The sequence below is a fragment of the Pseudomonas sp. GNP014 genome (assembly GCF_054344005.1).
Genome location: NZ_JBTGUS010000001.1, coordinates 2,851,851 through 2,877,319, shown reverse-complemented (window position 1 = coordinate 2,877,319; position 25,469 = coordinate 2,851,851). Strand labels below are relative to the sequence as shown.

The 25,469-nt window shown below is 60.3% G+C and carries 27 protein-coding genes; 17 read left to right on the top strand and 10 right to left on the bottom strand.

From position 1 onward, the window contains the following. Positions 1–26 precede the first annotated feature (26 nt). The gene (locus ACXX9E_RS12965) at positions 27–2,186 is read left to right on the top strand and encodes a type I secretion system permease/ATPase (protein WP_458555518.1); all 2,160 of its coding nucleotides are present in this window, start codon (positions 27–29) and stop codon (positions 2,184–2,186) included. Positions 2,187–2,195: 9 nt separating this feature from the next. Next, positions 2,196–3,557, top strand: coding sequence for an HlyD family type I secretion periplasmic adaptor subunit (locus ACXX9E_RS12960; protein WP_429541304.1), 1,362 nt, complete (start codon positions 2,196–2,198; stop codon positions 3,555–3,557). 144 nt (positions 3,558–3,701) lie between these two features. On the opposite strand, the gene ACXX9E_RS12955 is transcribed toward ACXX9E_RS12960, so the two are convergent. Next, positions 3,702–4,298 carry a tRNA-uridine aminocarboxypropyltransferase gene (locus tag ACXX9E_RS12955; protein ID WP_458555517.1) on the bottom strand — a complete coding sequence of 199 codons (597 nt, stop codon included), beginning with the start codon at positions 4,296–4,298 and terminating at the stop codon, positions 3,702–3,704. A 2-nt stretch (positions 4,299–4,300) separates the two neighbouring features. After that, positions 4,301–5,194 (bottom strand): LysR family transcriptional regulator, encoded by an 894-nt coding sequence (locus ACXX9E_RS12950; RefSeq protein WP_007956593.1) that lies wholly within the window; start codon positions 5,192–5,194, stop codon positions 4,301–4,303. Between the two features lie 396 nt (positions 5,195–5,590). On the opposite strand from ACXX9E_RS12950, the gene speB reads away from it, so the two are divergent. From speB to ACXX9E_RS12920, 6 genes are all read left to right on the top strand, one after another. After that, on the top strand, positions 5,591–6,541 hold the full coding sequence (gene speB / locus ACXX9E_RS12945; RefSeq protein ID WP_003222717.1) for an agmatinase: 951 nt from the start codon (positions 5,591–5,593) through the stop codon (positions 6,539–6,541). A gap of 10 nt (positions 6,542–6,551) precedes the next feature. Further along, positions 6,552–6,974 (top strand): YybH family protein, encoded by a 423-nt coding sequence (locus tag ACXX9E_RS12940; RefSeq protein WP_267805957.1) that lies wholly within the window; start codon positions 6,552–6,554, stop codon positions 6,972–6,974. Positions 6,975–7,030: 56 nt separating this feature from the next. Further along, a complete protein-coding gene (locus ACXX9E_RS12935; RefSeq protein WP_123465607.1) occupies positions 7,031–8,533 on the top strand; it encodes a purine-cytosine permease family protein in 1,503 nt (500 codons plus the stop codon). 170 nt (positions 8,534–8,703) lie between these two features. Continuing rightward, positions 8,704–10,083, top strand: a complete 1,380-nt coding sequence (locus tag ACXX9E_RS12930) for a sodium:solute symporter family protein (RefSeq protein WP_123465604.1) — start codon at positions 8,704–8,706, stop codon at positions 10,081–10,083. Between the two features lie 87 nt (positions 10,084–10,170). After that, positions 10,171–10,896, top strand: coding sequence for an MBL fold metallo-hydrolase (locus ACXX9E_RS12925; protein WP_458555516.1), 726 nt, complete (start codon positions 10,171–10,173; stop codon positions 10,894–10,896). A 43-nt stretch (positions 10,897–10,939) separates the two neighbouring features. Next, the gene (locus ACXX9E_RS12920) at positions 10,940–11,188 is read left to right on the top strand and encodes an acyl carrier protein (protein WP_123465601.1); all 249 of its coding nucleotides are present in this window, start codon (positions 10,940–10,942) and stop codon (positions 11,186–11,188) included. Between the two features lie 188 nt (positions 11,189–11,376). On the opposite strand, the gene ACXX9E_RS12915 is transcribed toward ACXX9E_RS12920, so the two are convergent. Both ACXX9E_RS12915 and ptrR read right to left on the bottom strand, forming a co-directional pair. Next, a complete protein-coding gene (locus ACXX9E_RS12915) occupies positions 11,377–11,505 on the bottom strand; it encodes a PA1414 family protein (RefSeq protein WP_007914492.1) in 129 nt (42 codons plus the stop codon). Between the two features lie 142 nt (positions 11,506–11,647). Further along, entirely contained in the window at positions 11,648–12,541 is an 894-nt protein-coding gene (ptrR, locus tag ACXX9E_RS12910) for a putrescine utilization regulator PtrR (protein ID WP_123465599.1), read from the bottom strand. Between the two features lie 104 nt (positions 12,542–12,645). On the opposite strand from ptrR, the gene ACXX9E_RS12905 reads away from it, so the two are divergent. Beyond that, positions 12,646–13,827 (top strand): MFS transporter, encoded by a 1,182-nt coding sequence (locus ACXX9E_RS12905; protein ID WP_458555515.1) that lies wholly within the window; start codon positions 12,646–12,648, stop codon positions 13,825–13,827. On the opposite strand, the gene ACXX9E_RS12900 is transcribed toward ACXX9E_RS12905, so the two are convergent. The 3 genes from ACXX9E_RS12900 to ACXX9E_RS12890 all read right to left on the bottom strand — a co-directional run bounded on the left by ACXX9E_RS12900 (position 13,772) and on the right by ACXX9E_RS12890 (position 16,259). Beyond that, on the bottom strand, positions 13,772–14,704 hold the full coding sequence (locus ACXX9E_RS12900) for a DMT family transporter (RefSeq protein ID WP_458555514.1): 933 nt from the start codon (positions 14,702–14,704) through the stop codon (positions 13,772–13,774). The genes ACXX9E_RS12905 and ACXX9E_RS12900 overlap by 56 nt on opposite strands. 268 nt (positions 14,705–14,972) lie before the next feature. Then, positions 14,973–15,377, bottom strand: a complete 405-nt coding sequence (locus tag ACXX9E_RS12895; protein WP_123465593.1) for a DUF2177 family protein — start codon at positions 15,375–15,377, stop codon at positions 14,973–14,975. Between the two features lie 45 nt (positions 15,378–15,422). Continuing rightward, positions 15,423–16,259, bottom strand: coding sequence for a CvfB family protein (locus tag ACXX9E_RS12890; protein ID WP_123465591.1), 837 nt, complete (start codon positions 16,257–16,259; stop codon positions 15,423–15,425). Between the two features lie 340 nt (positions 16,260–16,599). On the opposite strand from ACXX9E_RS12890, the gene ACXX9E_RS12885 reads away from it, so the two are divergent. From ACXX9E_RS12885 to ACXX9E_RS12875, 3 genes are all read left to right on the top strand, one after another. Continuing rightward, positions 16,600–16,788: a PFL_1563 family small protein gene (locus ACXX9E_RS12885; RefSeq protein WP_016985943.1), complete on the top strand. Its 189-nt coding sequence runs from the start codon at positions 16,600–16,602 to the stop codon at positions 16,786–16,788. Positions 16,789–17,004: 216 nt separating this feature from the next. After that, positions 17,005–17,721, top strand: a complete 717-nt coding sequence (locus ACXX9E_RS12880; protein ID WP_458555513.1) for a TorF family putative porin — start codon at positions 17,005–17,007, stop codon at positions 17,719–17,721. Positions 17,722–17,798: 77 nt separating this feature from the next. After that, the gene (locus ACXX9E_RS12875; protein ID WP_123465587.1) at positions 17,799–18,668 is read left to right on the top strand and encodes a DUF6279 family lipoprotein; all 870 of its coding nucleotides are present in this window, start codon (positions 17,799–17,801) and stop codon (positions 18,666–18,668) included. Positions 18,669–18,720: 52 nt separating this feature from the next. Here the strand turns inward: ACXX9E_RS12875 and ACXX9E_RS12870 are convergent, their stop codons facing one another. Beyond that, positions 18,721–19,113, bottom strand: a complete 393-nt coding sequence (locus ACXX9E_RS12870; protein WP_128615120.1) for a transcriptional regulator — start codon at positions 19,111–19,113, stop codon at positions 18,721–18,723. 175 nt (positions 19,114–19,288) lie between these two features. Between ACXX9E_RS12870 and ACXX9E_RS12865 the strand changes: the two genes are divergently transcribed. From ACXX9E_RS12865 to ACXX9E_RS12850, 4 genes are all read left to right on the top strand, one after another. Then, entirely contained in the window at positions 19,289–20,023 is a 735-nt protein-coding gene (locus tag ACXX9E_RS12865; protein WP_458555512.1) for a DUF899 domain-containing protein, read from the top strand. An 81-nt stretch (positions 20,024–20,104) separates the two neighbouring features. Beyond that, positions 20,105–20,380 carry a hypothetical protein gene (locus ACXX9E_RS12860; protein ID WP_123465581.1) on the top strand — a complete coding sequence of 92 codons (276 nt, stop codon included), beginning with the start codon at positions 20,105–20,107 and terminating at the stop codon, positions 20,378–20,380. A gap of 254 nt (positions 20,381–20,634) precedes the next feature. Continuing rightward, the gene (locus ACXX9E_RS12855; RefSeq protein ID WP_458555511.1) at positions 20,635–21,216 is read left to right on the top strand and encodes a C39 family peptidase; all 582 of its coding nucleotides are present in this window, start codon (positions 20,635–20,637) and stop codon (positions 21,214–21,216) included. 13 nt (positions 21,217–21,229) lie between these two features. Next, positions 21,230–21,829, top strand: a complete 600-nt coding sequence (locus ACXX9E_RS12850; RefSeq protein WP_186744640.1) for a hypothetical protein — start codon at positions 21,230–21,232, stop codon at positions 21,827–21,829. Positions 21,830–21,892: 63 nt separating this feature from the next. On the opposite strand, the gene ACXX9E_RS12845 is transcribed toward ACXX9E_RS12850, so the two are convergent. Next, complete coding sequence (locus tag ACXX9E_RS12845; RefSeq protein ID WP_123465575.1) at positions 21,893–23,233, bottom strand: DEAD/DEAH box helicase; 1,341 nt, start codon at positions 23,231–23,233, stop codon at positions 21,893–21,895. A gap of 191 nt (positions 23,234–23,424) precedes the next feature. On the opposite strand from ACXX9E_RS12845, the gene ACXX9E_RS12840 reads away from it, so the two are divergent. Next, on the top strand, positions 23,425–24,723 hold the full coding sequence (locus ACXX9E_RS12840) for a mechanosensitive ion channel family protein (protein WP_123465573.1): 1,299 nt from the start codon (positions 23,425–23,427) through the stop codon (positions 24,721–24,723). A 70-nt stretch (positions 24,724–24,793) separates the two neighbouring features. Here ACXX9E_RS12840 and ACXX9E_RS12835 read toward each other — a convergent pair whose 3' ends face one another. After that, on the bottom strand, positions 24,794–25,438 hold the full coding sequence (locus tag ACXX9E_RS12835) for a hydrolase (RefSeq protein WP_123465571.1): 645 nt from the start codon (positions 25,436–25,438) through the stop codon (positions 24,794–24,796). Positions 25,439–25,469: the final 31 nt, after the last annotated feature.

The window sequence follows — 25,469 nt, the reverse complement described above, 5'->3', positions numbered from 1 at the left end:
GACCAGTCATTACAGGGGCGATCAATATGACCAGCATGGAACCCGGCCACTCCGGGGTCGATCCGCGGCTGAGCTTCGATGATCCGTTACTCGACGGTCTGTTGATCCTCTGCAAACTCCACGGCGCAATCGTCAGCCGCGCCAGCCTGAGTGCCGGGCTGCCCCTGAACAAGCAACGCCTGAGTCTCGACCTGCTGCCTCGCGCCGCCGCCCGGGCCGGGTTGCAGGCGCGTCTGTTGCGCCGAGAGTTGAAAGATATTTCCTCGCTGAACCTGCCGATCCTGTTGCTGCTCAACGACGGGCGCACCGCCGTGCTGCGGCGCTTTGGCGATGACGGCAAGGCGCTGATTTTACCCAGCGAAGCCGAAGGCGGCGAACAATGGGTCAGTCGCGAAGAACTCGCCGAGCACTATAGCGGCCAGGCCTTGTTCGCCCGTCCGCGCCACGAACTGGAAGACTTGCGTTCGCCGCTGGTGCCACGGGTGCATGCGTGGTTTCGTGACACCCTGAAACTGTCGAAATGGCTCTACAGCGACGCGATTCTCGCCAGTTTCCTGATCAATCTTTTAGGCCTGATGGTGCCGTTGTTCGTCATGCAGACCTACGACCGCGTGGTGCCGAATCAGGCCACTTCGACCTTGTGGGTGCTGTCGATCGGTTTGCTGATCGGCACCGGGTTCGAACTGGTCCTGCGGGTAGTGCGCGCGCACCTGCTCGACACCGCCGGCAAGAAGACCGATGTGATCCTTTCTGCGACTTTATTCGAACGCATCACCGGCATGTCGATGAAGGCGCGCCCGGCGACCATCGGCGGATTCGCCCAGAGCATTCATGACTTTCAGGGCCTGCGCGAATTCCTCACGGCGGTAACCCTGACCAGCCTGATCGACCTGCCTTTCGTGGTGTTGATGCTGGTGGTGATCGGCCTGCTCGGCGGCTGGCTGGTGGTGATTCCGCTGCTGGCGTTTCCGATCACGATCATCTTTGCCCTGGCGATTCAGGTGCGCCTGCGCGACACCGTGCAGAAGAGCCTGAGCCTGGGTGCCGAACGCCAGGCGCTGCTGATCGAAACCCTCGGCGGCCTGGAAACCCTCAAGGCGTGCAGTGCCGAAAGCGAGCGCCAGCACAAATGGGAAAGCACCCATGGCGCCCTCACCCGCCTCGACAGTCATGCGCGCAACCTTTCGGCGCTGGCGACCAACGGCACGCTGTTCATTCAGCAGTTTTCCGGGATGGCGACGATTGTCGCCGGGGTCTACAGCATCATCGCCGGCAACCTCAGCGTCGGTGCACTGGTCGCCAGTTACATGCTCGGCAGCCGCGTACTCGCGCCACTGGGGCAAATCGCCGGGCTGATCACCCGCTACCAGCAAGCGCAACTGACCATGAAAAGCACCGATGCGCTGATGGGCCTGCCGCAGGAGCGCGACGGCAAGCAACGGCCACTGGAGCGCACCCAGTTGCAAGGTGCGCTGGACGTCAGTGGCGTGACCTTTCACTACAACGGCCAGAACGCGCCGGCGCTGAGCAACGTCAGCTTCAGCCTCAAACCCGGCGAACGGGTTGGCATCATCGGCCGCAGCGGCTCTGGCAAAAGCACCCTGGCGCGATTGCTGATGGGCTTCTACGAACCGGAAGAAGGCCAGCTACTGCTCGACGGGCTCGACCTGCGCCAACTCGATGTCGCCGACCTGCGCCAGCAGATCGGTTACGTCGCCCACGACCTGCCACTGCTGGCCGGCAGCCTGCGTGACAACCTGACCCTCGGCGCGCGCTACATCACCGATTCGCGCATGCTCGAAGTCGCTGAACTGACCGGTGTCACCGAACTGGCTCGCCAGCACCCGCAAGGTTTCGACCGCCCCGTGGGCGAGCGTGGGCAATTGCTCTCCGGCGGCCAACGCCAGGCCGTGCTGCTGGCCCGGGCGTTGCTGCTCGACCCGCCGATCATGCTGCTCGACGAACCCACCAGCGCCATGGACAACAGCAGCGAAGACCTGCTGCGCCAGAAGCTGCACGGCTGGGTGCAAGGCAAGACGCTGCTGCTGGTCACCCATCGCACCTCGATGCTCAGTCTGGTGGACCGGCTGCTGGTGCTGGACAACGGCCGGGTCGTTGCCGACGGTCCGAAAGAAGCGGTCATTGATGCACTGCGCAAGGGCCGCGTCGGCTCGGCGGCGGTCTAGGAGTTACCCATGTCAGCTGCATCCGATGGCAAATCACGCGGCTACTTCGACAGTTTCGGCAAAAGCGCCGAAGCCGAGTTCATGCCGGAAACCGCCGGCGCCTCCTTGCAGGATTCGCCACGCTGGTCGCGGATTACCGTGTGGCTGGCCGCAGCGCTGCTGATCAGTGCGTTGGTCTGGGCCAAGTTCGCGGTGCTCGAAGAAGTGACCATGGGCGAAGGCAAGGCGATTCCGTCGAGCAAGATCCAGGTGATCCAGAACCTTGAGGGCGGGATCGTCACCGAGATTTTCGTGCGTGAAGGGCAGATGGTGAACAAGGGCGACAAGCTATTGCGCCTGGATGACACGCGCTTCCTGTCGAACAAGGGTGAGAGCGAGGCCGACCGTTACGCCCTGACCGCGCAAGTCGAACGCCTTTCCGCCGAAGCCGAGGGGCGCCCGTTCAAGCTGTCTGACGAGGTGATTGCCAAGGCGCCACAGGTCGCCGAAGACGAACGGGCACTGTACGACCAGCGCCAACGGCGGCTGGCCAGCGAGCAACGGACCCTCACCGAACAACTGCGGCAGAAGACTCAGGAACTGGCGGAGTTCCGTTCCAAACAGGGCCAGTACAGCTCCAGCCTGGCGTTGCTGCAGCAAGAGATGAACATGTCGGCGCCGCTGGTCGGCACCGGTGCGGTATCGCCGGTGGAAATCCTGCGGCTCAAGCGCAGCGCAGTGGAGATTCGCGGTTCGCTGAACGCGACGACGCTGGCCATCCCCCGGGCCGAATCGGCGATCAACGAGATCAAGAGCAAGATCGACGAATCGGAACAGACCTTCCGCTCCGACGCCGCCAAGGACCTCAATCAGAAGCGCACCGACCTGTCGAAAATCACCGCGTCGAGCATCGCCATCGACGACCGCGTCAGCCGCACCACCGTGACCTCGCCGGTGCACGGGGTGATCAAGCAGCTCAAGGTCAATACCATCGGCGGCGTGGTGCAGCCTGGCAGCGACATGGTGGAAATCGTGCCGCTGGAAGACAACCTGCTGATCGAGGCCAAGGTTCGTCCGCAGGACGTCGCGTTCCTGCATCCGGGCCAGAAAGCCATGGTCAAGTTCAGCGCTTACGACTACACGATCTACGGCGGGCTGAGCGCAAAACTGGAACTGATCGGCGCCGACACCATCACCGATGACAAAGGCAACAGCTTCTACCTGATTCAGGTGCGCACCGATAAAAACCATTTGGGCGGGGATGCGAAGCCGTTGCTGATCATTCCGGGAATGGTGGCGACGGTGGACATCATTACCGGGGAGAAAAGCGTGCTGGATTATCTGCTTAAACCCGTGCTGAAGGCGCGGACCGAGGCGATGCGCGAGCGCTAGAGATGTCTGGATTTTGTGGTGAATTGACTGGCCTCATCGCTGGCAAGCCAGCTCCCACAGTGTCCGTGTCGAACACAAACCTGTGAATACCACAGAAACCTGTGGGAGCTGGCTTGCCAGCGATGAGGCCAGCAGAAGCAGCGATTATTTTTCAGCATGATTGCGCTGAAAAACCTCCTCCCCCATCGCCGCAATCTGCCCCTCTATCAACGCTTCGAACGGCTTGAGCAACGGCGCGAACGTCGCCGGCGCTTCGAGGGTTTCCAGTGCCTGCACAATCGCCTCGATGGTCGACAACGCCCCCGGTCCCGGCGCCTTGCGCAAGCGATAACGCGACACTCCGCCCTCGGCGAGCGTCACCCGGGGCAGCGCCGCCAGCAGCGGATTGAGATGGAGCATCTTGCGCGCCTTGCGCCAGGTGCCATCCGGCACCACCAGCAACAACGGTTGATCAGATTCGCGGTAAGCCTGCATCGGCTGCGCATCGTCGGCGGGAAACAACAACCGCGCCTGATACCCCGGCCGGTTCAACAGTGTCGACAGATCCTCGAAAACTTCACCGACAATCAGTTCGGCATTGGTCAAACCCAGCGCCGCCAATCGTGCGGTGTTGAGCGCGTGATTGACCTCGCTCGGATGCTGCAACAGCAAGACCCGGGTGCGGCTGTCGAGGCGCGGGATCAGCGGGCACAGGCAATGGGTTTGGGGGCGCAGGCAGCGCGGGCATTGAGGTCTGGACATTCTTAAGCCTGATTGAGCTGTGCTTTGAGCAAATCACGAAAGGTCTGGATCAGCGGCTCGCGGCTGCGGCCCCGGCGCATGATCATCGAAAATGGCGCCTGGTAACCGAACGTCGCCGGCAGCAACACGCGCAAGTCGCCCTTGTCGGCCCAGGCCTGAGCGTAGTGTTCCGGCAAATAACCGATGTAGGCGCCGGACAGCACCAGAATCAGCTGCGCCTCCATACTTTCCACCGTGGCGGCGCTGTGTTTGAAACCGTGGCGCGCCAGTTCCGCCTGGCTCCAGTACCCACGACCGACCATGCGCTGCTGGGTGATGACCTGTTCGGGAATGCGCCGCTCGTTGAACAACGGATGCCGGCTGCTGCAATACAGCCAATGCTGTTCGCGGTACAGCGGCATGTAGACCAGCCCGCTCATGCGCGTGGAAAACGCACCGATGGCCAGATCGAGACGGTTGTCCTGCACGCCGAGCTGCAGTTCGTACGGGCTCATCACCGACAGGTGCAAATGCACCGCCGGGTGTTCCTGGCTGTAGGCGCCGATGGCTTCGGCGAACGGCAAGGCCTTGTCGCTGACGGTGGAGTCGATCACCCCAAGGTTGAGCGTACCGCGCAGTTCGCCCTTGAGCGCAGCGGCGTATTGCTCGAAACCTTCGAGCTCGGCCAGCAGGCGCAGGGTTTCCTGATGGAACAGTTCACCCTTGCTGGTCAGGCTGAACCCGCCGCGTCCGCGATGACACAGCACCAGCCCCAGCGCCGCTTCGAGCTGACTCATGTAAGTGCTGATCGCCGACGTCGACAGGTTGAGTTCCTGCTGCGCATTGGCGAAGCCTTGATGGCGCACGACGCTGACGAAGATGCGCAACAGTTTCAGGTCGGGTAAAGCGTTGGCCATGTCTACTCCGGGCTTTAGAAATGTGTCGCCTGATAGAACCTTCCCTCACCCCAGCCCTCTCCCGGAGGGAGAGGGAGCTGATCTCCATGGCTTTCAAATCCTGAGTTCGACTCGATTTTTCAGGTCGATGCAAATTCCGCTAACAACATGGTCGGCCCCCTCTCCCTCCGGGAGAGGGCTGGGGTGAGGGCAACAATGTTCAGCCTGGCCAGAATCCCGAGACCGCAAAGTCTAATCCCGGCGTCGCCATTAGTTTAGAAAAATCTGAACTAAGTTTTTGCCCGTAGCGATTCTTCCGCCGCACTACATTTCGCAGAATCGGTCCCACAGCGGCGCCCGGACATCCCCTGCACGGCGCGCCGACATAAATAAAACAATGACGATGAGGCCCTACCCGTGGACAAGATTCTTCACCAACCACTGGGCGGCAACGAAATGCCGCGCTTCGGCGGCATCGCCACCATGCTCCGACTTCCCCATGTACCGACTGCTGCCGGCCTGGACGCGGCCTTCGTTGGCGTGCCCCTGGACATCGGCACGTCGCTGCGCCCCGGCACCCGCTTCGGGCCACGCGACATCCGCACCGAATCGGTGATGATCCGCCCGTACAACATGGCCACCGGCGCCGCCCCGTTCGACTCGCTGTCGGTCGCCGACATCGGTGACGTAGCGATCAACACCTTCAACCTGCTCGACGCCGTGCGCATCATCGAAGAAGCCTACGACAACATCCTCGAGCACAACGTGATTCCGATGACCCTGGGTGGCGACCACACCATCACCCTGCCGATCCTGCGGGCGATTCACAAGAAGCACGGCAAGGTCGGTCTGGTGCACATTGATGCGCACGCTGACGTCAACGATCACATGTTCGGCGAGAAGATCGCCCACGGTACGACCTTCCGTCGCGCCGTCGAAGAAGGCCTTCTGGACTGCGACCGCGTGGTGCAGATTGGTCTGCGCGCGCAGGGTTACACCGCTGACGACTTCAACTGGAGCCGCGATCAGGGCTTCCGCGTTGTTCAAGCCGAAGAGTGCTGGCACAAGTCGCTGGCGCCACTGATGGCCGAAGTGCGAGAGAAAGTCGGCGGCGGTCCGGTGTACCTGAGCTTCGACATCGACGGCATCGACCCGGCCTGGGCACCGGGCACCGGTACCCCGGAAATCGGTGGCCTGACGACCATTCAGGCGATTGAAATCGTCCGTGGCTGCCAGGGCCTCGACCTGATCGGTTGCGATCTGGTAGAAGTCTCGCCGGCTTATGACACGACCGGCAACACCTCGCTGCTGGCCGCCAACCTGCTGTACGAAATGCTCTGCGTACTGCCTGGCGTGGTCCACCGCTGAGGGTTCGGCCATGAACGAACGTGATCAGGTTCTGAAAGCGGCTGCCGATCTGGTGTCCGCCTTCGCCCGCAACGATCGCGAAGCTTACTTCGGCGCGTTCAGCGCCGATGCGAGTTTCGTGTTCTACACCCTCGAACAGCCCCTGCTGTCGCGCGATGCCTATCAGGCCTTGTGGGACCGCTGGCGCGCCGAGGATGGCTTTGAAGTGCTGTCGTGCACGTCGAGCAACGCCTTCGTCAGCCTGCAAGGTGATGTGGCGATTTTCATCCATGACGTGGCCACCGAGCTGCGCATGCAAGGGGAGCAACACTTCAGCCAGGAGCGCGAGACGATTGTTTTCAGGAAACAAGCGTCGAGCCTAGAACAACAAGGCCATTGGCTGGCCTGCCACGAACATTTGTCCGCAATGCCGGAAGGGCTGCCATCCCCTTAGCCAAACAGGTGACGCCACACGCACGATGAGGCGCGCCTTTATGATCGGAGCAGATCATGAATAACAACAACAACGACCAAAGCCTTACGCAAATCGAAACCCACGGGGTCGAGCAGATCCCGGACCACGAACGCACCGCAGGCCCGACGGACTTGTTCCGGATGATCTTCGGTGGTTCGAACACCTTTGCCACCGCCGTGCTCGGCAGTTTCCCGGTGCTGTTCGGCCTGTCTTTTCAGGCTGGCGTCTGGGCGATTGTGCTGGGCGTGCTGCTCGGTTCGCTGATCCTCGCACCGATGGGCCTGTTCGGCCCGATCAACGGTACCAACAATGCCGTGTCCTCCGGTGCGCACTTCGGCGTGCACGGGCGGATCGTCGGTTCATTCCTGTCGCTGTTGACCGCTATCGCGTTTTTCTCGCTCTCGGTGTGGAGTTCGGGGGATGCGCTGATCGGTGGTGCGAAACGCCTGATCGGTTTGCCGGAAACCGACCTGACCCTGGGCCTGGCCTACGGTCTGTTCGCGATTCTGGTGCTGACCGTGTGCATCTACGGCTTCCGCTTCCTGCTGTGGGTGAACAAGATCGCGGTGTGGAGCGCCAGCCTGTTGTTCCTGCTGGGCATCTTCGCCTTTGCCGGGCCTTTCGACGTGAATTACGCCGGCACGGTGAGCCTCGGTCAACCGGGCTTCTGGGCGGCGTTCATCGGCGCTGCGCTGGTGGCGATGAGCAACCCGATTTCCTTCGGTGCGTTCCTCGGCGACTGGTCGCGCTACATCCCGCGTGACACCTCCAAGCAGCGGATCATGGCCGCCGTGGTGCTGTCGCAGATCGCCACGTTCATTCCGTTCCTGTTCGGTCTGGCCACCGCGACCATTGTCGCGATCAAGGCGCCGGACTACATCGCGGCGAACAACTACGTGGGTGGTTTGCTGGCGGTGTCGCCGAGCTGGTTCTTCCTGCCGGTGTGCCTGATTGCGGTGATCGGTGGCATGTCCACCGGCACCACTTCGCTGTATGGCACCGGGCTGGACATGTCCAGCGTGTTCCCACGCGTGCTGTCGCGGGTCAAGGCGACGCTGCTGATCGGCGTGCTGTCGATTGCCTTCATCTTCATCGGGCGCTTCGCGGCGAACCTGGTGCAGAGCGTGTCGACCTTCGCTGTGCTGATCATCACCTGCACCACCCCGTGGATGGTGATCATGATCATCGGCCTGCTGGTACGTCGCGGCTTCTACTGCCCGGATGACTTGCAAGTGTTCACCCGTGGCGAACAGGGCGGCCGCTACTGGTTCAACCACGGCTGGAACTGGCGTGGTCTGGGCGCGTGGATCCCGAGCGCGGCGGTTGGCCTGTGCTTCGTCAACCTGCCGGGGCAGTTCGTCGGCCCGCTGGGCGAGATGGCCGGTGGCATCGACATCAGCTTGCCGGTGACCCTGGGCCTGGCGTCGGTGGTGTACCTGACGCTGCTGAGCCTGTTCCCGGAACCACGGGAAGTGTTCGGCCCGAAGGATGCCCGCAGCCAAGTCGGGGAACCGTCGACTAAAGCGCAAGCCGCCTGAGTAAACACCTATCCCCTGCGGGAGTGAGCTTGCTCGCGAAAGCGATCTTTCAGTCACATCACTTTTGAATGTGCCGACGCCTTCGTCGGATCGCCGCCCGGAGCAAGCTCGCTCCCACAGGAGACTGAATTCAGCCTCAACATAAAAAAGACAATCGGAGACACGCCATCATGGCTTTGGATTTATTCGTCGTCCTCATCTACGCCGCCGGCATGCTCTTGCTCGGCTACTACGGCATGCGCAAGGCCAAGACCAACGAGGACTTTCTGGTCGCCGGGCGTAACCTCGGCCCAAGCCTGTACATGGGCACCATGGCCGCGACCGTACTCGGTGGCGCGTCCACCGTCGGCACTGTGCGTCTGGGCTATGTGCACGGCATCTCCGGTTTCTGGCTGTGCGCGGCACTGGGCTGCGGCATCGTCGCGCTGAACCTGTTTCTCGCCAAACCGTTGCTGAAACTGAAGATCTACACCGTTACCCAGGTCCTGGAAAAACGCTACAACCCGATGGCCCGCTCGGCGAGCGCGGCGATCATGCTGGCCTACGCGCTGATGATCGGCGTGACCTCGATCCTGGCGATCGGCACCGTACTGCAAGTACTGTTCGGCCTGCCGTTCTGGATCTCCGTGCTGCTTGGCGGTGGTGTGGTGGTGATCTACTCGGCGATTGGCGGGATGTGGTCGCTGACCCTGACCGACATCGTCCAGTTCATCATCAAGACCGTCGGCCTGATGTTCATCCTCTTGCCGATCTGCCTGTACCGCGTTGGCGGGTGGGACGAACTGGTGCTGAAGCTGCCGGCAGCGGCGTTCAACTTCACCACCATCGGCTGGGACACGATCATCACCTACTTCATGATCTACTTCTTTGGCATCCTGATCGGTCAGGACATCTGGCAACGGGTGTTCACCGTCAAGACCGCCAAAGTCGCCCAATACGCCGGCAGCCTCGCCGGTATCTATTGCATCCTCTACGGTCTGGCCTGCGCGCTGATCGGCATGGCCGCGCACGTGCTGATCCCGGATCTGGACAACGTCAACAACGCCTTCGCCGCCATCGTCAAACTGTCGCTGCCGGACGGTATCCGGGGCCTGGTGATCGCCGCTGCGCTGGCGGCCATGATGTCCACCGCCAGTGCCGGCCTGCTCGCGGCGGCCACCACCCTGACCGAAGACCTGCTGCCGAAACTGCGTGGCGGCAAACAATCGAGCCTGGGCATCAACCGCCTGTTCACCTTGCTGACCGGTGTCGTGGTTCTCGGTATCGCCCTGGTGGTGAACGATGTGATCAGCGCCCTGACCCTCGCCTACAACCTGTTGGTGGGCGGCATGCTGATCCCGCTGATCGGCGCGATTTTCTGGAAACGTGCGACCACCGCCGGCGCCATCGCCAGCATGGGTCTGGGTTTCGCCACCGCGCTGCTGTTCATGTTCAAGGACGGTCTGGATGCCAACACGCCGATCTACTACAGCCTGGCGGTCGGCCTGGTGAGTTTTGTAGTGGTCAGCCTGGTCTCCCCTCGTCCGGCAACCGCGGCGAGCGCGATCTAAGCTTCGATGTAACGACTTGATGCTTTCTTCGACGGGTGTGGCGTCGGTTGCCACACCCGTTTTTTTGGGTCTGGAGAAACAGTGAATATGAAGATCGTTCCCCGCGATCAATGGTTTGAAGTGCAGACGTTGAGCGATGGCATCCGGCTGATTCATGAGCCTTACATTCGCCCGTTCTATCGCTGCAACCTTTGGCACGTTCAGGGCCGCGACAAAGACTTGTTGCTGGACAGCGGCTCGGGGCTGGTCAGCCTGCGCGAGCAGTTGCCGTGGATCACCGAGCGGCCGCTGGTGGCAGTGGCCAGTCATTGCCACTTCGACCATATTGCCGGGCATCACGAATTCGCCGAACGTCTGGTACATCCGGCCGAGGCAGATATTCTCGCCGCGCCGGATGGCGAGAATGACTTGAGCCGCGCCTTCGTCGGCGATGACATGTTCGAGGCGCATCCCGATTGTCCGTTGTGCTACGCCGAATACCGGGTCAAGGCTGCGCCAGCCACCGGATGGGTCGAGGACGGCGACGTGCTGGACCTGGGCAACCGCACGCTGCAAGTGCTGCACACACCGGGGCATTCACCGGGCGGAATCAGCCTGTACGAAGCCGCGACGCAAACCCTGTTCAGCGGCGACATCATCTACGACGGGCCGTTGATCGAAGACGCCTACCACTCCAATCTGCACGATTACGCCGCCAGCCTGCGCCGCTTGCAGGCATTACCGGTCCGTACCGTTCATGGCGGACATTTCGGCAGTTTTTCCGGTGAGCATTTGCGCTCGATGATTGACGAATGGTTGCGCGGCCACGCGTGAGGCCTGCTGTACTCAAGCAAGAAAACAACTAGAAATATCTGCCATGAGAAAAGCTGCCGTGCGTGCCGCCGTGCACCGATACATTCGGCGCCTGCTGGAGTCGCGTGAATTCACCGACAACACCAGCCTGGTGCAATTGGGCCTGGAAAAGGCGGATATCGAAGATCTGATCTTTCATCTGGAGGATGAATTCGGACTCACGGCATTCACCGCCGAGGAAGACCGGATGCTCAAGACCGCGAAAACGGCGAAGGACTTGAGCCGGTTTTTGCTGGAGATTGGCAGGCATTGAGAGGATTTGCCAAACACGTCCACAGGGCTGAGATAAAACCCTGTGGCGAGGGAGCTGGCTCCCACCGAGCTGCGCAGCAGCCGCCAATTGTGCCTGACAGACGTTGCTCACTGACTTTACGACTGCTGCGCAGCCGACCGCGAGCAAACTCCCTCGCCACAACTAGTGGCACTCACAGGCTGATTTACCTACCGGCGCCGTTGTTGACGGCGGCGCTGCTCGTCATCGGTGCGAATCGGTACAGGTTGCAGAGGCGGTTCGATCAAGCCGAGGGCGACACCCAAGTCGTGCAGCCAGTTTTGAATTTTCTCTTTCATCGTCATGCCCCCTTCAGGGTGGTGCTGAGCGGCCGGAATTCTGAGGCCGCTTCGCACTGATAATAGTCCGAAGTCCTACGCAATGCTCGGGCAAATCCGCAATGATCTGTTACTGAATTGAACAGAATTCGCGGGTATGGGTTCACGCCGTTTCTCGCGCTTCAATCTGAGCCGCAGGATAGACAGCCTGCTGCACCTCGACCCACGCGTTCAGGTTGGCGCCGACCATGCCCTTGCGCCACATGAGCCATGTTGTCGCACCCACGAATGGCTCGGCCAACAGGTGCGCGGCGACACTCTCGCGCCCAGGCAGACTGGCGAGCATCGACTCCGACATCAGCGCGACCCCACTGCCGGCAATCACGCAGGCGAGCATGCCCTGGTAGGACTCGATCTCCATCGCGCGGCCCATCGTCGCGTGATAGTGCGAAAACCACGCCTCCAGGCGCATGCGGTAGGAACAGCCACGACGAAAGGTAAACACCGAGCGCCCTTCCACATCCTTGGCGCTGCGTACCGGCGGGTGATCGGTTTCGGTGATCAGCACCAGACGTTCCTCGCACAGCGGCACGCCATCGAGCCCGGCCAGTTCCAGCGGGCCGTCCACCAGCGCGGCGTCGAGGCGCCCGGTCAGCAAACCTTCCAGTAATTCGCCGCTCGGCGCCGATTGCACCTGCAGGTTCACCGCCGGGTATTGCTTGTGATAACGCGCCAACAGGGCCGGCAGATGAATCGCCGCCGTGCTGTACATGGTACCGAGGACAAAGTCGCCGGCCGGTTGCCCGCCCATCACCGCCGCACTGGCCTGATCGCGCAGGGCAAACAGCTTGCCGGTGTAGTCCAGCAGGACTTTTCCCGCAGGTGACAGCTGCAAACGCTGACGCTCACGCACGAACAGTTCGACACCCAGCTGTTCTTCCAGCTGTTTAAGGCGCGTCGACAGGTTCGACGGCACTCGGTGCAAGCGTTCGGCGGCGCGGGTGATCGAGCCTTCTTCGGCGACCGCCTGAAAAATCCGCAGCTGGCTGAACTCCACAAGCCTTCTCCTTAACTGAACAAGTTACTCACTATTATTCAATTTTAAAGAAAGTCAATCAGTCCTAGCCTGACGGTCATTGATCCTTCAACGGAATCCCGACCATGTCGCCACTGATTCGCTTATCCGCCTGCTTCGTCGCCCTGATGATGGCCATGGGCATCGGCCGTTTTGCCCTCACCCCGCAAATGCCGCACCTGCTCAGCGAAGGCCAGATCGACCTGACAGCCGCCAGTCTGATTGCGGCGGCCAATTACCTTGGTTACCTGCTGGGTGCGGTGGATGCGATGTTCGCCCATCGCCCGCAACAGGTGCAGCGGCGTCTGCACGGCGGCTTGTGGTTGTGCGTGTTGCTGACCCTGGCATCGTTCTGGGCCAATGGTTTCTGGTCACACCTGGTGTTGCGCTTCGGCACCGGGGTGGCCAGTGCCTGGGTGCTGGTGATGATCACTTCACTGAGTCAGCCCCTGGCGGCGGCAGCGGGTCGTCCACGTCTCGGAGCGCTGGTTTTTGCCGGGCCGGGTCTGGGGATTGTTCTGACGGGATTGCTGGCACTGATCTCACATCTGTTGCAGCAAACATCTTCGACGTTGTGGCTGATATACGCAGCGGCCGCACTGCTGATGATGCTGGGCGTCTGGCGGCTTCTGCCGCAGCCGGTCGCGGCGCAAGCGGTCACTGCGGCGAGCAGTAGCGCCTCGCATCGCGGCATCGGGCGTCTGGGCGTGATCTACGCCCTGTACGGCATCGGCTACATCATCCCGGCGACGTTTCTTTCGCAGATGGCCAACGCGCAATTTCACGGACAGTGGCAGGCGGATCTGTTCTGGCCGTGCTTCGGTCTCGGCGCCGCGATCGGCGTGGTACTGGTGAGCTTGCGCCGGCACGATCCGCAGACCACGCGGCACTGGTTGATGGCGACGTTGTGGCTGCAGGCCGCCGGGGTGTTTGCCTGTCTGCTGGGCAGCGGTCTCGGCCTGGCACTCGGCGTGATGCTTTGCGGCACACCGTTTCTGGCGTGCATGCAACTGGTCATGCAGCGCTCGCGGGAACTGGCGCCCCACGCGACCCAGCGCAACGCCGGCCTGCTGACCGCCTGCTTTGCCGTCGGTCAACTCAGCGGTCCGTTACTGGCGGCGTTGAGCACACATTTCAGCGCCAGCCTGCATCCCGCGCTGGTGATCGCCGGCAGCGGTTTGCTGATCGCCGGCGGGCTGGCCATGCACTCGATTAACCCTGGCCGAGCGCTTTGCGCAAACGCCGACGCACCCACTGCTCAGCGCTGACAAAGGTGATGCCGAGCAACACCAGCACGGCGCCGATGACGAAGTTCACGCTCAGCGGTTCGCCGAGCAACAACACGCCGAAGGTGACGCCGAACAGCGGCGTCATGAACGAGAACACCGCGAGGTTGGCCGCCAGATAACGGCGCAGCAGCCAGAACCAGATCAGGTAACTGAAGAACGACACCACCAGGCCCTGGAACAGCACGCTGGCCACTGCCACGGGTGTCAGGCTGACATGGCTGATCTGGCCGCTGAACAGCGCGATCAACAACAGGCCGAGGAAGCCGACGATCAACTGATAGAACAGGGTCAGGGTGACCGGCGCTTCCGACAGCCGCGAGGCACGCACCACGACGGTGGTCGCCCCCCAGCAGGCACCCGCGAGCACACCCAAGGCATCGCCGAGCAGCATGCGGTGGTCGAGGTTATCCCACGACACGCCGCCGGCGAAGGCTATCGCAATACCGATGAACGCGAGCAGGATGCCCAACCATTGCAACGGCCGCAGGCGTTCGCTGGCCAACAGAAAATGCACGCCCAGTGCGGTGAAAATCGGCGCGGTGTAGAGGAACACCGACATGTGCGCCGCGGAGGTCAGCTGCAAGCCTTCGGCGATGAAGAAGAACTCCAGACCAAACAGCGCACCGGCCAGCAAGCCGCCACGCCAGGTGTTGCCGACCTGCGCCCAACCGCCCTTCCAGCAAATCAGCAAGCCCACCAGCAGCGCGGAAATCCCCGAGCGCCCCGCCGCCTGCATCACCGGGGCAATGTCCGCTGCAGCCCACTTGATCATCACCTGCTGCACGCCCCAGATCAGGCACAGGCCGATCATCACCTGCAGGGCAAAACGATCGGCATTGCGCCGATCGACACTCACGGCAACACCTCGATTACACACAACATGGCAGGCCATCCAATGGTCACAAATCAATGTCGGGGATTATCAATCAGCCAGACAGAAAAAGCCGTCTGGAAAAGACATTCAGTTTGTCTGTTGCGTCAGCGGGGGATGGTTGTCGGCTGCGCCGCGAATCGCTGGCAAGTCAGCTCCCACAATGACCGGGTTGCTCACTGAGCCTTTGTTCGACACAAAAACCTGTGGGAGTCTGACTTGCCAGCGATGACGTCAGCTCAATCAACCCAGTTCAAGAAGCTGAATTGAGCAGTCGTCTGGTAAGCAAAAACCCGACAGTACAAGCCACAGCCGTGGCAAACGTCCCCCACGCCCAATCCATCAGGGTCACCTGCACCGACCACCCGCGCAACGTCGCCCAATTGGTCAGGTCATAGGTGCCATACGCCACCAGCCCCAGCAAAGCCCCGCGCTTCGCCGCCCATTGCCACGTCGCCGCCGGCAACACCGCAAACACCACGCAGCCAAAAACATACAGGCAATAAAAAACCGCTGCCGGAACCAGCAACGGTTTTTCGAGCATCAGCGCACCGAGCAACTCGCGATAGGTCGGCGCCATCAACAAGCCGAGCCAGATACCGTCGAGCAGCAGAAATGCCAACAGCGTGGAGATATAAGCAAGCAGCGTTTTTTTCATTTACCCGACCTCGAATGAGCCCATGCAACATGGGCTCCGAAAGGCTCAGGTTAGTTCAATGCGATCGGCATGAATGACGATCTTGCCATCCTTGTACAACGAACCGATGGCCTTCTTGAAGTTGCCCTTGCTGACGCCGAACAGGCTGCTGATCAGTGCCGGATCGCTCTTGTCGCTGACCGCCAGGGTGCCGTCATTTTCGCGCAACTTGGTGAGGATCTTCGAACTCAGGCTGCTGGCCGCTTCCTGACCCACCGGTTGCAGGCTGAGACTGATTTTGCCGTCGGCGCGCACTTCCTTGATGAAGCCCTTCTCGCGCATGCCGGAACGCATGAACTTGAAGATTTCATTCTTGTGGATCAAGCCCCAGTGCTTGTTGTTGATGATCGCCTTGAAGCCCATGTCGGTGGCTTCGGCCACCAGCAGATCGACTTCCTGCCCGGCACTGTAGTTGGCCGGGGTTTTGTCGAGGTAACGATCCAGGCGCGCGGTGGCGGTGATACGCCGGGTGTGCTTGTCGAGGTAGACGTGCACCACGCAGTACTCGCCAGCCGTCATCTGCCGTTTTTCTTCGGAATACGGCAGCAACAGATCCTTCGGCAAGCCCCAATCGAGGAACACACCGATGCTGTTGACTTCAACAACTTTCAGGCTGGCAAATTCACCGACCTGAACTTTTGGTTTTTCCGTGGTAGCGAGAAGTTTGTCTTCGCTGTCCAGATAAATAAATACGTTGAGCCAGTCTTCATCTTCGCTGGGAATATCTTTGGGGATATAACGGTTGGGCAAAAGAATTTCGCCGTCAGCACCGCCGTCCAGATATAAACCGAAGTTAGTGTGTTTAACCACTTGCAAACTGTTGTAACGCCCGACTAAAGCCATTTCCAGAACCCTCATTGCGTGGGCGGCATTCTACCCGGTTTTACCGGCAACGTCGGGCGGCAGATCGGCACGTTGCGCAAAATCTGCGCGGAGTCTTGATTTTCCTTGGCTGCGCACACGCCAGGTGCCGCTCGTCAGTCGGGTGCGGTCCATGCCCGCGTGATATCAGCGTGCCCAAAAGCATCACTGTTCTTATTTAAAACAGCAGGTTAGGCAGATATTCCAAGTAATTAATCGACAATAATGCAGTAACCCAGTGGGTTATTCCGGGGGATATTTACCAAGCAATTGTCAAGTTATTCCTGTACGATGCCTGGCCGAGTTACTTTTCTACAGGTTAATGGCCGCCATGCGTGTAAAAGCATCCACCAGCAAAGCAAAGCCAGCTCCAGCCGTTGAAACCAGCGAATCGATCAACGATCAGATCGCAGCGTTCCTCAAGTCCGGCGGCGAAATTCAGCAAATTGCCAAAGGCGTCAGTGGCCAGACGTTCGGTCCGTCCAAGCAGATCAGCCTGGGCAAGAAGTAACACCCGGTTTTACACCCGTCCAGAGGCGCTTTGAGCTTCGAAGCGCCTGGACTGGCACCGCATCAGACCCTCCTCGCTTTAAACAGACCACACAACAAATATTCAGTAATCGACGAACGGCCATCAATGCCGATCATTCGCCGGTATCCTTGCACGCGTCTAGATCAAGCGTTTCAGCAGGCCCGCCGCCTGCGCTCGCTGTTCATGGAGTGACGCATGCGCACATCTTCCCGTTTATTGCTTGCAGGCCTGCTGGTCTGCTCGACCGTGCACGCGCAGATCTTCCAGCGGGAACTCGGCGATTTCGACCTTAAACTGGGCACCACACCCGCCCGCAGCATGGCGCAAGGCCTGGTCAAACCGGCGGCGGTCGGCTCGTTCCACGGCGGCCTCGACCTGAGCCACAGCAGCGGTCTCTATTTCGGCCAATATGCACCCAGCATGGGTATCACCCCGGGCAAAGACCTCGAAGTCGATTCCTACATCGGCTTTAAACAACCCTTCGACCAGACGCTCGGCTACGAAGTCGGGATGATTCACTACAGCTATCCCGAAGTGGACACCCTCGACAGCCAGGAGCTGTTCGGTGGCCTGACGCTGCTCGGCAGTCGTTTCGGCGTGGCCCTGAGCAACGATCCGGATAAACAGAACAACACGTTGTTTGCCGATCTTGGCGGCAATCAACCGTTCGGCATTGGTGTCAGCATGAAATACACCACCCACCAACTGAACACGCCGGTCGCCGTCGACGGTGGGTATGTCAGCAGTTTTACCGACTGGTCAGTGAAGCTGTCCCGGCCGTTCATGGGCGTCGATCTCGACCTGATCTACAGCAACTCCAGTCTCAGCGGCAGCGATTGCTCGGCTTATTCCGGGCACAACAGCCAGTGCGACGGCCTCGTCACCCTCAAGGCTGCGCGCGCGTTCTATTGATCGGCTGAACTGCCGGGTTCATTCTGCGTTCACATAAGAATCAGATTCCCCAGGCTGGCCATCGCAAGGATTCGCCCATGTCTCGCTGGTTCAAGCACATTACCGCACTGTTGATCTTCACCCTCGCCCTTGGCGCCTGCAGCCGCGTCGGCCTCGCGTACCGCAACCTCGACGTGATCATTCCATGGTCGCTCAGCGACTACGTGGACATGAATGGCGAGCAGAAAGACTGGTTCAACGAACGCCTCAAGACACACCTGAGCTGGCACTGCACCACGCAATTGCCCGGCTATCTCGACTGGCTGGATCGTTTGCAGACCATGGTTGAAACCAATCAGGTAAGCGACGCGGCACTGCAAGCGCGAACCGCAGAAGCCAGACAGGCCATCGCCGATACCGCGCGCCAGATCACGCCGTCGGCCATTGAACTGCTGCAAGGGCTGGACGATAAACAGGTCGCGGAAATGAACGACGCCTTTGCCAAGGATCTGCGCAAACGGGAACGGGAATACGTCAAACCCCCGCTGGCCCAGCAGATTGCCGAACGCGGCGCACGCATGGACAAGCGCTTGACCGATTGGCTGGGCCCGCTGAGCGTTACCCAGGAACAACGGGTGATGGCCTGGTCGACCGCACTTGGCGATCAAAACGCCCAGTGGATCGCCAACCGCGCGCACTGGCAGCAGCAATTCAGCGCCGCCGTGGCCCAGCGCAACAGTGCCGAATTCCCACAGCGCATCGAAACGCTTCTGGTCAATCGCGAACGTTTATGGACACCGGAGTACCAGAAGGCTTACGCCAATACCGAAGCCCAGGCGCGTGCGTTGTTTGTGGATCTGATGGCCGACAGTACGCCGCAACAGCGCCAGCGGTTGCTGAAGAAGATCGAGGGAGTGCGCAAGGATTTCAACGACCTCAAGTGTCTCAAGGCCGCACAGAGAAACTGAAAAAACAGAGACCCAATGTGGGAGCGGGCTCGCTCGCTCCCACACAAGACCTTCAGGCGATCTGCGCCTTGGACGCGACGACATCGAACGTCGCCTCAGCCAGCGCATCTTCCTGCTCATCCAGCACCTGGCGCGGATGGTCATTACCGGGAATGCTGCTGTCGATCAGACTCAACAGGCTCGATCCGCGCGGCGTCAGCACAAAATTGTTCCCCGTGCTGCCCTCCTCATCCGGACGCGGTGCGATGTAGCCACGCAACAGCAGCAACCTTTCATACTCGCAGGCCAGCGTTTTCAGATGATCCAGATTCTCGATCGGTTCGCCGGCGCCGGCTTTCTCCGCCGCATAGTCTTCGGCATAGGCCCGCGGGGCAAAACTGTGGCCAGCGCTGTTCTGCACTTCATGCAGCAAGCGCTCAATCAAATCCCAGTTATAAGTCGTCATCCTGATTCAACCTCCGGTGCGCGTGATTATTGGCGCGTTCATAGGTTGTGACCGAGGCCGTCCGCAGCCGTTCAGCCGCATTTTCTGCGCCGACCGACCGGCGGTCTGTCGATTGCTCCCAGGGTTAAACGACTAGTCTGAAACACACGGTTTCAACCCCGCAGGAGAAATCATCATGAACGTTGAGAATCATCCGGTGGTGTCGCGCGAAGAATGGCTCGCCGCCCGCAAGCAGCACCTGGCGGACGAAAAGGCCTTCACCCGGGAGCGCGATCGCCTCAGCGCCAAGCGCCGCGCATTGCCGTGGGTGAAAATCGACAAGGACTACCGTTTCCAGGGCCCGGACGGCGAGCTGAAACTGGCCGACCTGTTCGGCCAACACAGTCAACTGGTGGTTTACCACTTCATGTTCGCCAAGGGCTGGGAAGAAGGTTGCCAGGGCTGCTCGTTCCTCAGCGACCATATCGACGGCGCCAACCAGCACCTGGCTCATCACGACATTGCCGTGGTCGCCGTTTCACACGCACCGTTCAGCGAGTTTCAAGACTTTAAACGGCGGATGGGCTGGAAATTCGCCTGGGTGTCGTCAGACGGCTCCGATTTCAACTACGACTTTGCTGTCTGCGCTCGGGCCGAAGACGCCGAGGCCGGAAAAGCTACGTACAACTACGAAAAAACTGACAGCTGCGAAGAAGAAATGCCCGGGCTGAGTGTGTTCTATCGCGATCAGGCAGGAGAGATTTTCCACACCTATTCAACCTATGCCCGTGGGCTGGACATGTTGGTCGGCGCCTATCACTACCTCGACCTCACGCCCAAGGGCAGGAACGAAGACGAGATCATGGAATGGGTGCGGCATCATGATCGGTATGAGGGACAACCCCCTTCAAGTTGCTGCCATACGAGCTGAAAGCCTGCGCAGACTGAACTTTTCATCGCAGCGAGGCCTCCACCGGTTAACCCGCCTTACCCGGACCGGAGGCCCGCCCCCATGAAAAACCTGATCAAGCTCACCCTCGCCGCCACCCTCGCCTGCGCCCTGCCCGTCTGGGCCTGCACGCCGGAAGAAGCCACTGCCAAGCGTGAACAACTGGCCAGGGAAGTCGCCAAACTCACTGAGCAGAATCCGGCCAAGGCCAAGGAGATCAACGCCGAGTTACAGAAGATGGACCTGGGTACGGCCAGCAAGGATTTGCCTGACAAGTGCCAGTTGATTGATCAGCGGTTGAAAGAGTTGGGCACCGCCGAGAAAAAAGCCGAGAGCTGAAAAACCAGGATCGCAGCCTGCAACAGCACCTACCCCGATCACCGTGGGAGTTGTCACAGGCTGCGATTTTTTGTCTTTAAAAATGCATAAATGCATTTGTTTTCTTGCATTAATGCATATCAAGACTAAGGTTACATTGAGCAAGGAGATCGGCACCGTTCATCGAAGATGAAAACCGTTAGCCACCGATCGCTCGGCAACATCGCGACACCACACAAGCTGGACGCTTGTTTTCACTCATGGAGGATTGAAAGATGTTAACCACTGAAGCAACCCGATTTACCGGCGAAACCCTGCCAAGGTGCCTTATCGGCGCTTTGCTCGACCCGCAACTGGTCGAAGCCGAAGCCGCTGAACAGGTCAGCGCCCTGGCCACCAGTCTCAACTTCAACATGCAGCAGCAAACTCAGACCAATTGGTGCTGGGCCGCCGTTTCCGCCTCGGTCGGCAACTATTACGGCACGGGGTCCTGGACCCAGTGCGGGGTGGCCAGCGCGGCGCTGGATCGCAACTGCTGCAATCAACCCGGCCCGTGCAACGTCTACGGCTATCTGGACACCGCGCTGCGGATCACCCGTAGTTACAACGGCATGAATCAGGGCTCGTTGCAGATGTCAGCCATTCGGAACCAGATCAGCATGGGCCGCCCGGTCGGCCTGCGCTGCGCGTGGTACGGCGGCGGTGCGCACTTCCTGACGATCTATGGCACCAACGGCGACTACGTGCTGGTGGCGGATTCGATCTACGGCTACTCGACTCGTGCACTGAATGCCTTCCCCCGTTCGTACAACGGTGGCGGCAACTGGACCAACACTTATTTCACCGTGAAAAACTGAGGAGGGCGACATCATGCAACTGACGTATCCAAAGGCGCCTTCCAACGGCGTACAGACTTTGCGCCCGGCGCTGCAAGCCGCGCTGCAAACCCGGGGCTTTGGCGCCAACCGCCAGTTCGCCAACGCCGCAGCGGCGAAGATCAGCCTCAGCGAGGCCTACCGCGGCTATTCGCTGAGCCTGGATGACCTGAGCGCCGGCAAAGGTCTGCGCAACGCGCGGATCGGCGACTGGCACTACCTGGTGTTCGCCGATGACGTAACGATCGCCGATGCCCAGTTGGCCGAAGTACGGGGTCACGTCGAGTTCGCTTCGTTGAACCACGGCAACCTCGCCGCCGCCACGGTAGGGGCGCTGAAACTGGCGGAGCAAGCGCCGCACCTGCAAGGCAAGACCGTTGAGCTGCGGGTGTTGTTTGTATCGGCGCTCAACGTTGTGGCGATCTGGCTGCACGCTGATGACGAAGACGTACTGATCCCGATCGAGCCGACACCCAAGGACCTGGCCGGCACCCGGTTATACAGCGAGGCCGCCCTGCTCGCCGCGCTGAAACCGGCGGCAGATCAGGCAAAACGCCGCTTCGACGCCGACACCAGCGGTCTGTTAGGAAACTGATAAACGCTGGACGAAAAAAAACCCGGACATCGTGCCGGGTTTTTTCTGCGTGCCTGAAAAGCCTTACTCAGCGGCAGGCGCGGCCGGCTTGCGGCGCTTGAGCGGGGCCATGCCATCGCTGCTCACCAGCGAGTCCGGTTTCGGCCGGTTGACGCTCTTGCGCTTGGTCGGCGTCTTGGCGGCGGTTTTTTTCTTGTCGCCCTTGGCGTCGGTCTTTTTCTTCTTCACGCCAACTGCTTTACCCGAGGCCTTGACCTTTTTCGGTCCACCGTAGGTGCCTTTGACTTCCTTGATCGTGCGGCGCTCGAAGCTTTGCTTGAGGTAGCGCTCGATGCTCGACATCAGGTTCCAGTCGCCGTGGCAGATCAGCGAGATCGCCAAACCATCGTTGCCGGCACGGCCGGTACGACCGATACGGTGTACGTATTCGTCGCCGCTGCGTGGCATGTCGAAGTTGATCACCAGATCCAGACCATCAACGTCCAGACCACGGGCCGCGACGTCGGTCGCCACCAGGATCTTCACACCGCCCTGCTTCAGACGGTCGATCGCCAGTTTGCGATCCTTCTGGTCTTTTTCGCCGTGCAGCACGAACGCCTTGTATTCCTGAGCCACGAGGCGACCGTAGATGCGGTCGGCCATGGCACGGGTGTTGGTGAAGACGATGGCCTTCTGATAGGTCTCGTTGGCCAGCAGCCAGTTCACGATCTGTTCTTTGTGCTGGTTGTGGTCGGCAGTGATGATCTGCTGACGGGTGGTCGAGTTCAGCTGGCTGACCGCGTTGAGCTGCAGGTGCTCAGGGTTGTTCAAGACCTTGGCGATCATCTCGCGCAGGCCGGAACCGCCGGTGGTGGCGGAGAACAGCATGGTCTGCTGACGGTTCGGGCATTCGTCGACCAGACGCTGTACGTCTTCGGCGAAACCCATGTCGAGCATGCGGTCGGCTTCATCGAGCACCAGCACTTCGACTTCTTTGAGGTCGAGGTTGCCGGCGTTGAGTTGCTCGATCATCCGCCCCGGGGTACCGATGAGGATGTCCGGCACCTTGCGCAGCATGGCAGCCTGGACCTTGAAGTCTTCACCGCCGGTGATCAGGCCCGACTTGATGAAGGTGAACTGCGAGAAGCGCTCGACTTCCTTCAGGGTCTGCTGGGCCAGTTCGCGGGTCGGCAGCAGGATCAGGGTCTTGATGCTGACGCGGACCTTGGCCGGACCGATCAGGCGGTTGAGGATCGGCAGGACAAAAGCGGCGGTCTTGCCGCTACCGGTTTGCGCCGTCACCCGCAGGTCACGCCCCTGGAGCGCCAGCGGAATGGCCGCAGCTTGCACAGGCGTTGGCTCGACAAATTTCAGCTCGGCCACGGCTTTGAGCAGGCGTTCGTGCAGGGCGAATTGGGAAAACACGGGTGCTACCTCGAAGATATGCAAAAAAACAGCTGCATAGGTTACCGGTTTCGAGCGCTCAGGCCGAGTTTCTTTATACAAACGGGCGTAATCAGTGGCTTTTTTGTTGCTCGATTTGTCTCCAACGGTAATACACGGCGTCTTAAATGCTCTAATCGCCCATCGCGTCTTACAGAAGAATCGTTGCTCACATGGATTTCAAACAGCTCTGGCTCAAAGCCCAAGACCTCTGGGGTGTCCTCGAACAGCACCCGTTCCTGCAATCCGGCCTGGCGCTGATGCTGCTATTGGTGATCGCACTGGTCCTCGGACGAGTGGCGCGTTACCTGATCCTGCACGCCAGCCGCATGCTCGGACGCCAACCGGCCCTGCACTGGATCAACGACTTTCGCCACAACAAGGTGTTTCAGCGCCTGGCGCAGATGACACCGTCGCTGGTGATCCAGTTCGGCCTGCATCTGGTGCCGGAACTGAGCAAAACCGCGATGACCTTTCTCGGCAACGTGGCGTTGTCGTTCACCATTCTGTTCCTGCTGCTGTCGGTGAGTGCCCTGCTCAATGCGCTGCTGGACATCTACGCGCGCACCGAACATGCCCGTACCCGCTCGATCAAGGGCTATGTGCAACTGGCGAAAATGGTGCTGTACGTGTTCGGCGCGATCATCATCGTCGCCACATTGATCGACCGTTCGCCACTGTTGCTGCTCTCCGGTCTGGGTGCGATGTCGGCGGTGATTCTGTTGGTCTACAAGGACACCCTGCTGTCGTTCGTCGCCAGCGTACAACTGACCAGCAACGACATGCTGCGGGTCGGTGACTGGATCGAAATGCCCCAGGTCGGCGCTGATGGCGACGTGGTCGACATCACCCTGCACACGGTCAAGGTGCAGAACTTCGACAAGACCATCGTTTCAATCCCGACCTGGCGCCTGATGTCCGAGTCGTTCAAGAACTGGCGCGGCATGCAGCAGTCCGGCGGTCGGCGGATCAAGCGCAGCCTGTTCATCGACGCCAGCGGCGTGCGCTTCATCCGCGACGATGAAGAAGAAAAACTCTCCCAGGTGCACCTGCTGACCGACTACATGAGCCGCAAGAAAGCCGAGCTCAAGGCATGGAACGAGGCGCAGGGTAATGTCGCGGCAATGTCGGCGAATCGTCGGCGGATGACCAATATCGGCACCTTTCGCGCGTATGCATTGGCTTATCTGAAGAGTCATCCGGAGATTCAACCGAACATGACCTGCATGGTCCGCCAGATGCAGACCACGGCGCAGGGCATTCCGCTGGAAATCTACTGCTTCACCCGCACCACGGCGTGGGCCGATTACGAGCGGATTCAGGGGGATATTTTCGATTACCTGCTGGCAGTGCTGCCGGAGTTTGGCTTGAGCCTGTATCAGCAACCGAGTGGCGGGGATTTGCGCTCGGGGTTGTTGCCGGCGGTGTTGGGTTCCGCGCACATTCCCGTGCCTGAAAAACACCTCATGTAACGCACGATCCGTGCAGGAACTGCCGCAGGAAAAAAAACGCAACCTAAGTTGCGTTTTTTTCTGCCCAGGGTTATTTGGCCTGCCGTTGCGGCGCCTTGTGCACCATGGTGTAGGCGTAATCGACGCCCATGCCGTACGCGCCGCTGTGTTCCAGCACCAGTTCCATCACCGCTTCATAAGTCTCTTTGTGCGCCCAGTCACGCTGGAATTCGAGCAGCACTTGCTGCCAGGTGACCGGCACTGCGCCCGCCTGAATCATCCGTTGCACCGACATGTCGTGGGCTTCTTTGCTGGTGCCGCCGGACGCGTCGGTCACGATGTACACCTCATAACCTTCCGCCAGGGCTTCGAGGGCCGGGAAAGTCAGGCAGACCTCGGTCCACAGCGCGGCAATGATCAGCTTCTTGCGCCCGGTGGCTTTGACCGCGTCGACCAGCGCCTTGTCTTCCCAGGAGTTCATCGAGGTGCGCTCGATCGGCTTCTGCTCAGGATGAACCGCCAACAGCTCAGGCCAGATGTAACCGCTGAAGCTCTCGGTTTCCACCGAGGTGTAGATCGTCGGCACGTTGAAGATCTTCGCCGCCTTGGCCAGGCCCACGGTGTTGTTCTTCAGGGTCTGACGGTCGATCGACTGCACGCCGAAGGCCATTTGTGGCTGGTGGTCGATCAGGATCAGAGCGGAGTTGGTTGGGTTGAGCAGTTCACGAATAGACATGGCGCGTTCCTTTTGATGTCGATGATGTCGG

Bases quoted from the DNA above. Each gene is read 5' to 3' on its own strand.
- ACXX9E_RS12870 (WP_128615120.1), bottom strand. From the start codon at position 19,113: ATGACGACTTATAACTGGGATTTGATTGAGCGCTTGCTGCATGAAGTG.
- ACXX9E_RS12840 (WP_123465573.1), top strand. From the start codon at position 23,425: ATGGATTTCAAACAGCTCTGGCTCAAAGCCCAAGACCTCTGGGGTGTC.
- ACXX9E_RS12920 (WP_123465601.1), top strand. From the start codon at position 10,940: ATGAGAAAAGCTGCCGTGCGTGCCGCCGTGCACCGATACATTCGGCGC.
- ACXX9E_RS12930 (WP_123465604.1), top strand. From the start codon at position 8,704: ATGGCTTTGGATTTATTCGTCGTCCTCATCTACGCCGCCGGCATGCTC.
- ACXX9E_RS12835 (WP_123465571.1), bottom strand. From the start codon at position 25,438: ATGTCTATTCGTGAACTGCTCAACCCAACCAACTCCGCTCTGATCCTG.
- ACXX9E_RS12880 (WP_458555513.1), top strand. From the start codon at position 17,005: ATGCGCACATCTTCCCGTTTATTGCTTGCAGGCCTGCTGGTCTGCTCG.
- ACXX9E_RS12955 (WP_458555517.1), bottom strand. From the start codon at position 4,298: ATGTCCAGACCTCAATGCCCGCGCTGCCTGCGCCCCCAAACCCATTGC.
- ACXX9E_RS12935 (WP_123465607.1), top strand. From the start codon at position 7,031: ATGAATAACAACAACAACGACCAAAGCCTTACGCAAATCGAAACCCAC.
- ACXX9E_RS12850 (WP_186744640.1), top strand. From the start codon at position 21,230: ATGCAACTGACGTATCCAAAGGCGCCTTCCAACGGCGTACAGACTTTG.
- ACXX9E_RS12890 (WP_123465591.1), bottom strand. From the start codon at position 16,259: ATGGCTTTAGTCGGGCGTTACAACAGTTTGCAAGTGGTTAAACACACT.
- ACXX9E_RS12865 (WP_458555512.1), top strand. From the start codon at position 19,289: ATGAACGTTGAGAATCATCCGGTGGTGTCGCGCGAAGAATGGCTCGCC.
- ACXX9E_RS12965 (WP_458555518.1), top strand. From the start codon at position 27: ATGACCAGCATGGAACCCGGCCACTCCGGGGTCGATCCGCGGCTGAGC.
- ACXX9E_RS12960 (WP_429541304.1), top strand. From the start codon at position 2,196: ATGTCAGCTGCATCCGATGGCAAATCACGCGGCTACTTCGACAGTTTC.
- ACXX9E_RS12905 (WP_458555515.1), top strand. From the start codon at position 12,646: ATGTCGCCACTGATTCGCTTATCCGCCTGCTTCGTCGCCCTGATGATG.
- ACXX9E_RS12940 (WP_267805957.1), top strand. From the start codon at position 6,552: ATGAACGAACGTGATCAGGTTCTGAAAGCGGCTGCCGATCTGGTGTCC.
- ACXX9E_RS12950 (WP_007956593.1), bottom strand. From the start codon at position 5,194: ATGGCCAACGCTTTACCCGACCTGAAACTGTTGCGCATCTTCGTCAGC.
- ACXX9E_RS12915 (WP_007914492.1), bottom strand. From the start codon at position 11,505: ATGAAAGAGAAAATTCAAAACTGGCTGCACGACTTGGGTGTCGCCCTC.
- ACXX9E_RS12875 (WP_123465587.1), top strand. From the start codon at position 17,799: ATGTCTCGCTGGTTCAAGCACATTACCGCACTGTTGATCTTCACCCTC.
- ACXX9E_RS12925 (WP_458555516.1), top strand. From the start codon at position 10,171: ATGAAGATCGTTCCCCGCGATCAATGGTTTGAAGTGCAGACGTTGAGC.
- ACXX9E_RS12860 (WP_123465581.1), top strand. From the start codon at position 20,105: ATGAAAAACCTGATCAAGCTCACCCTCGCCGCCACCCTCGCCTGCGCC.
- ACXX9E_RS12885 (WP_016985943.1), top strand. From the start codon at position 16,600: ATGGCCGCCATGCGTGTAAAAGCATCCACCAGCAAAGCAAAGCCAGCT.
- ACXX9E_RS12895 (WP_123465593.1), bottom strand. From the start codon at position 15,377: ATGAAAAAAACGCTGCTTGCTTATATCTCCACGCTGTTGGCATTTCTG.
- ACXX9E_RS12855 (WP_458555511.1), top strand. From the start codon at position 20,635: ATGTTAACCACTGAAGCAACCCGATTTACCGGCGAAACCCTGCCAAGG.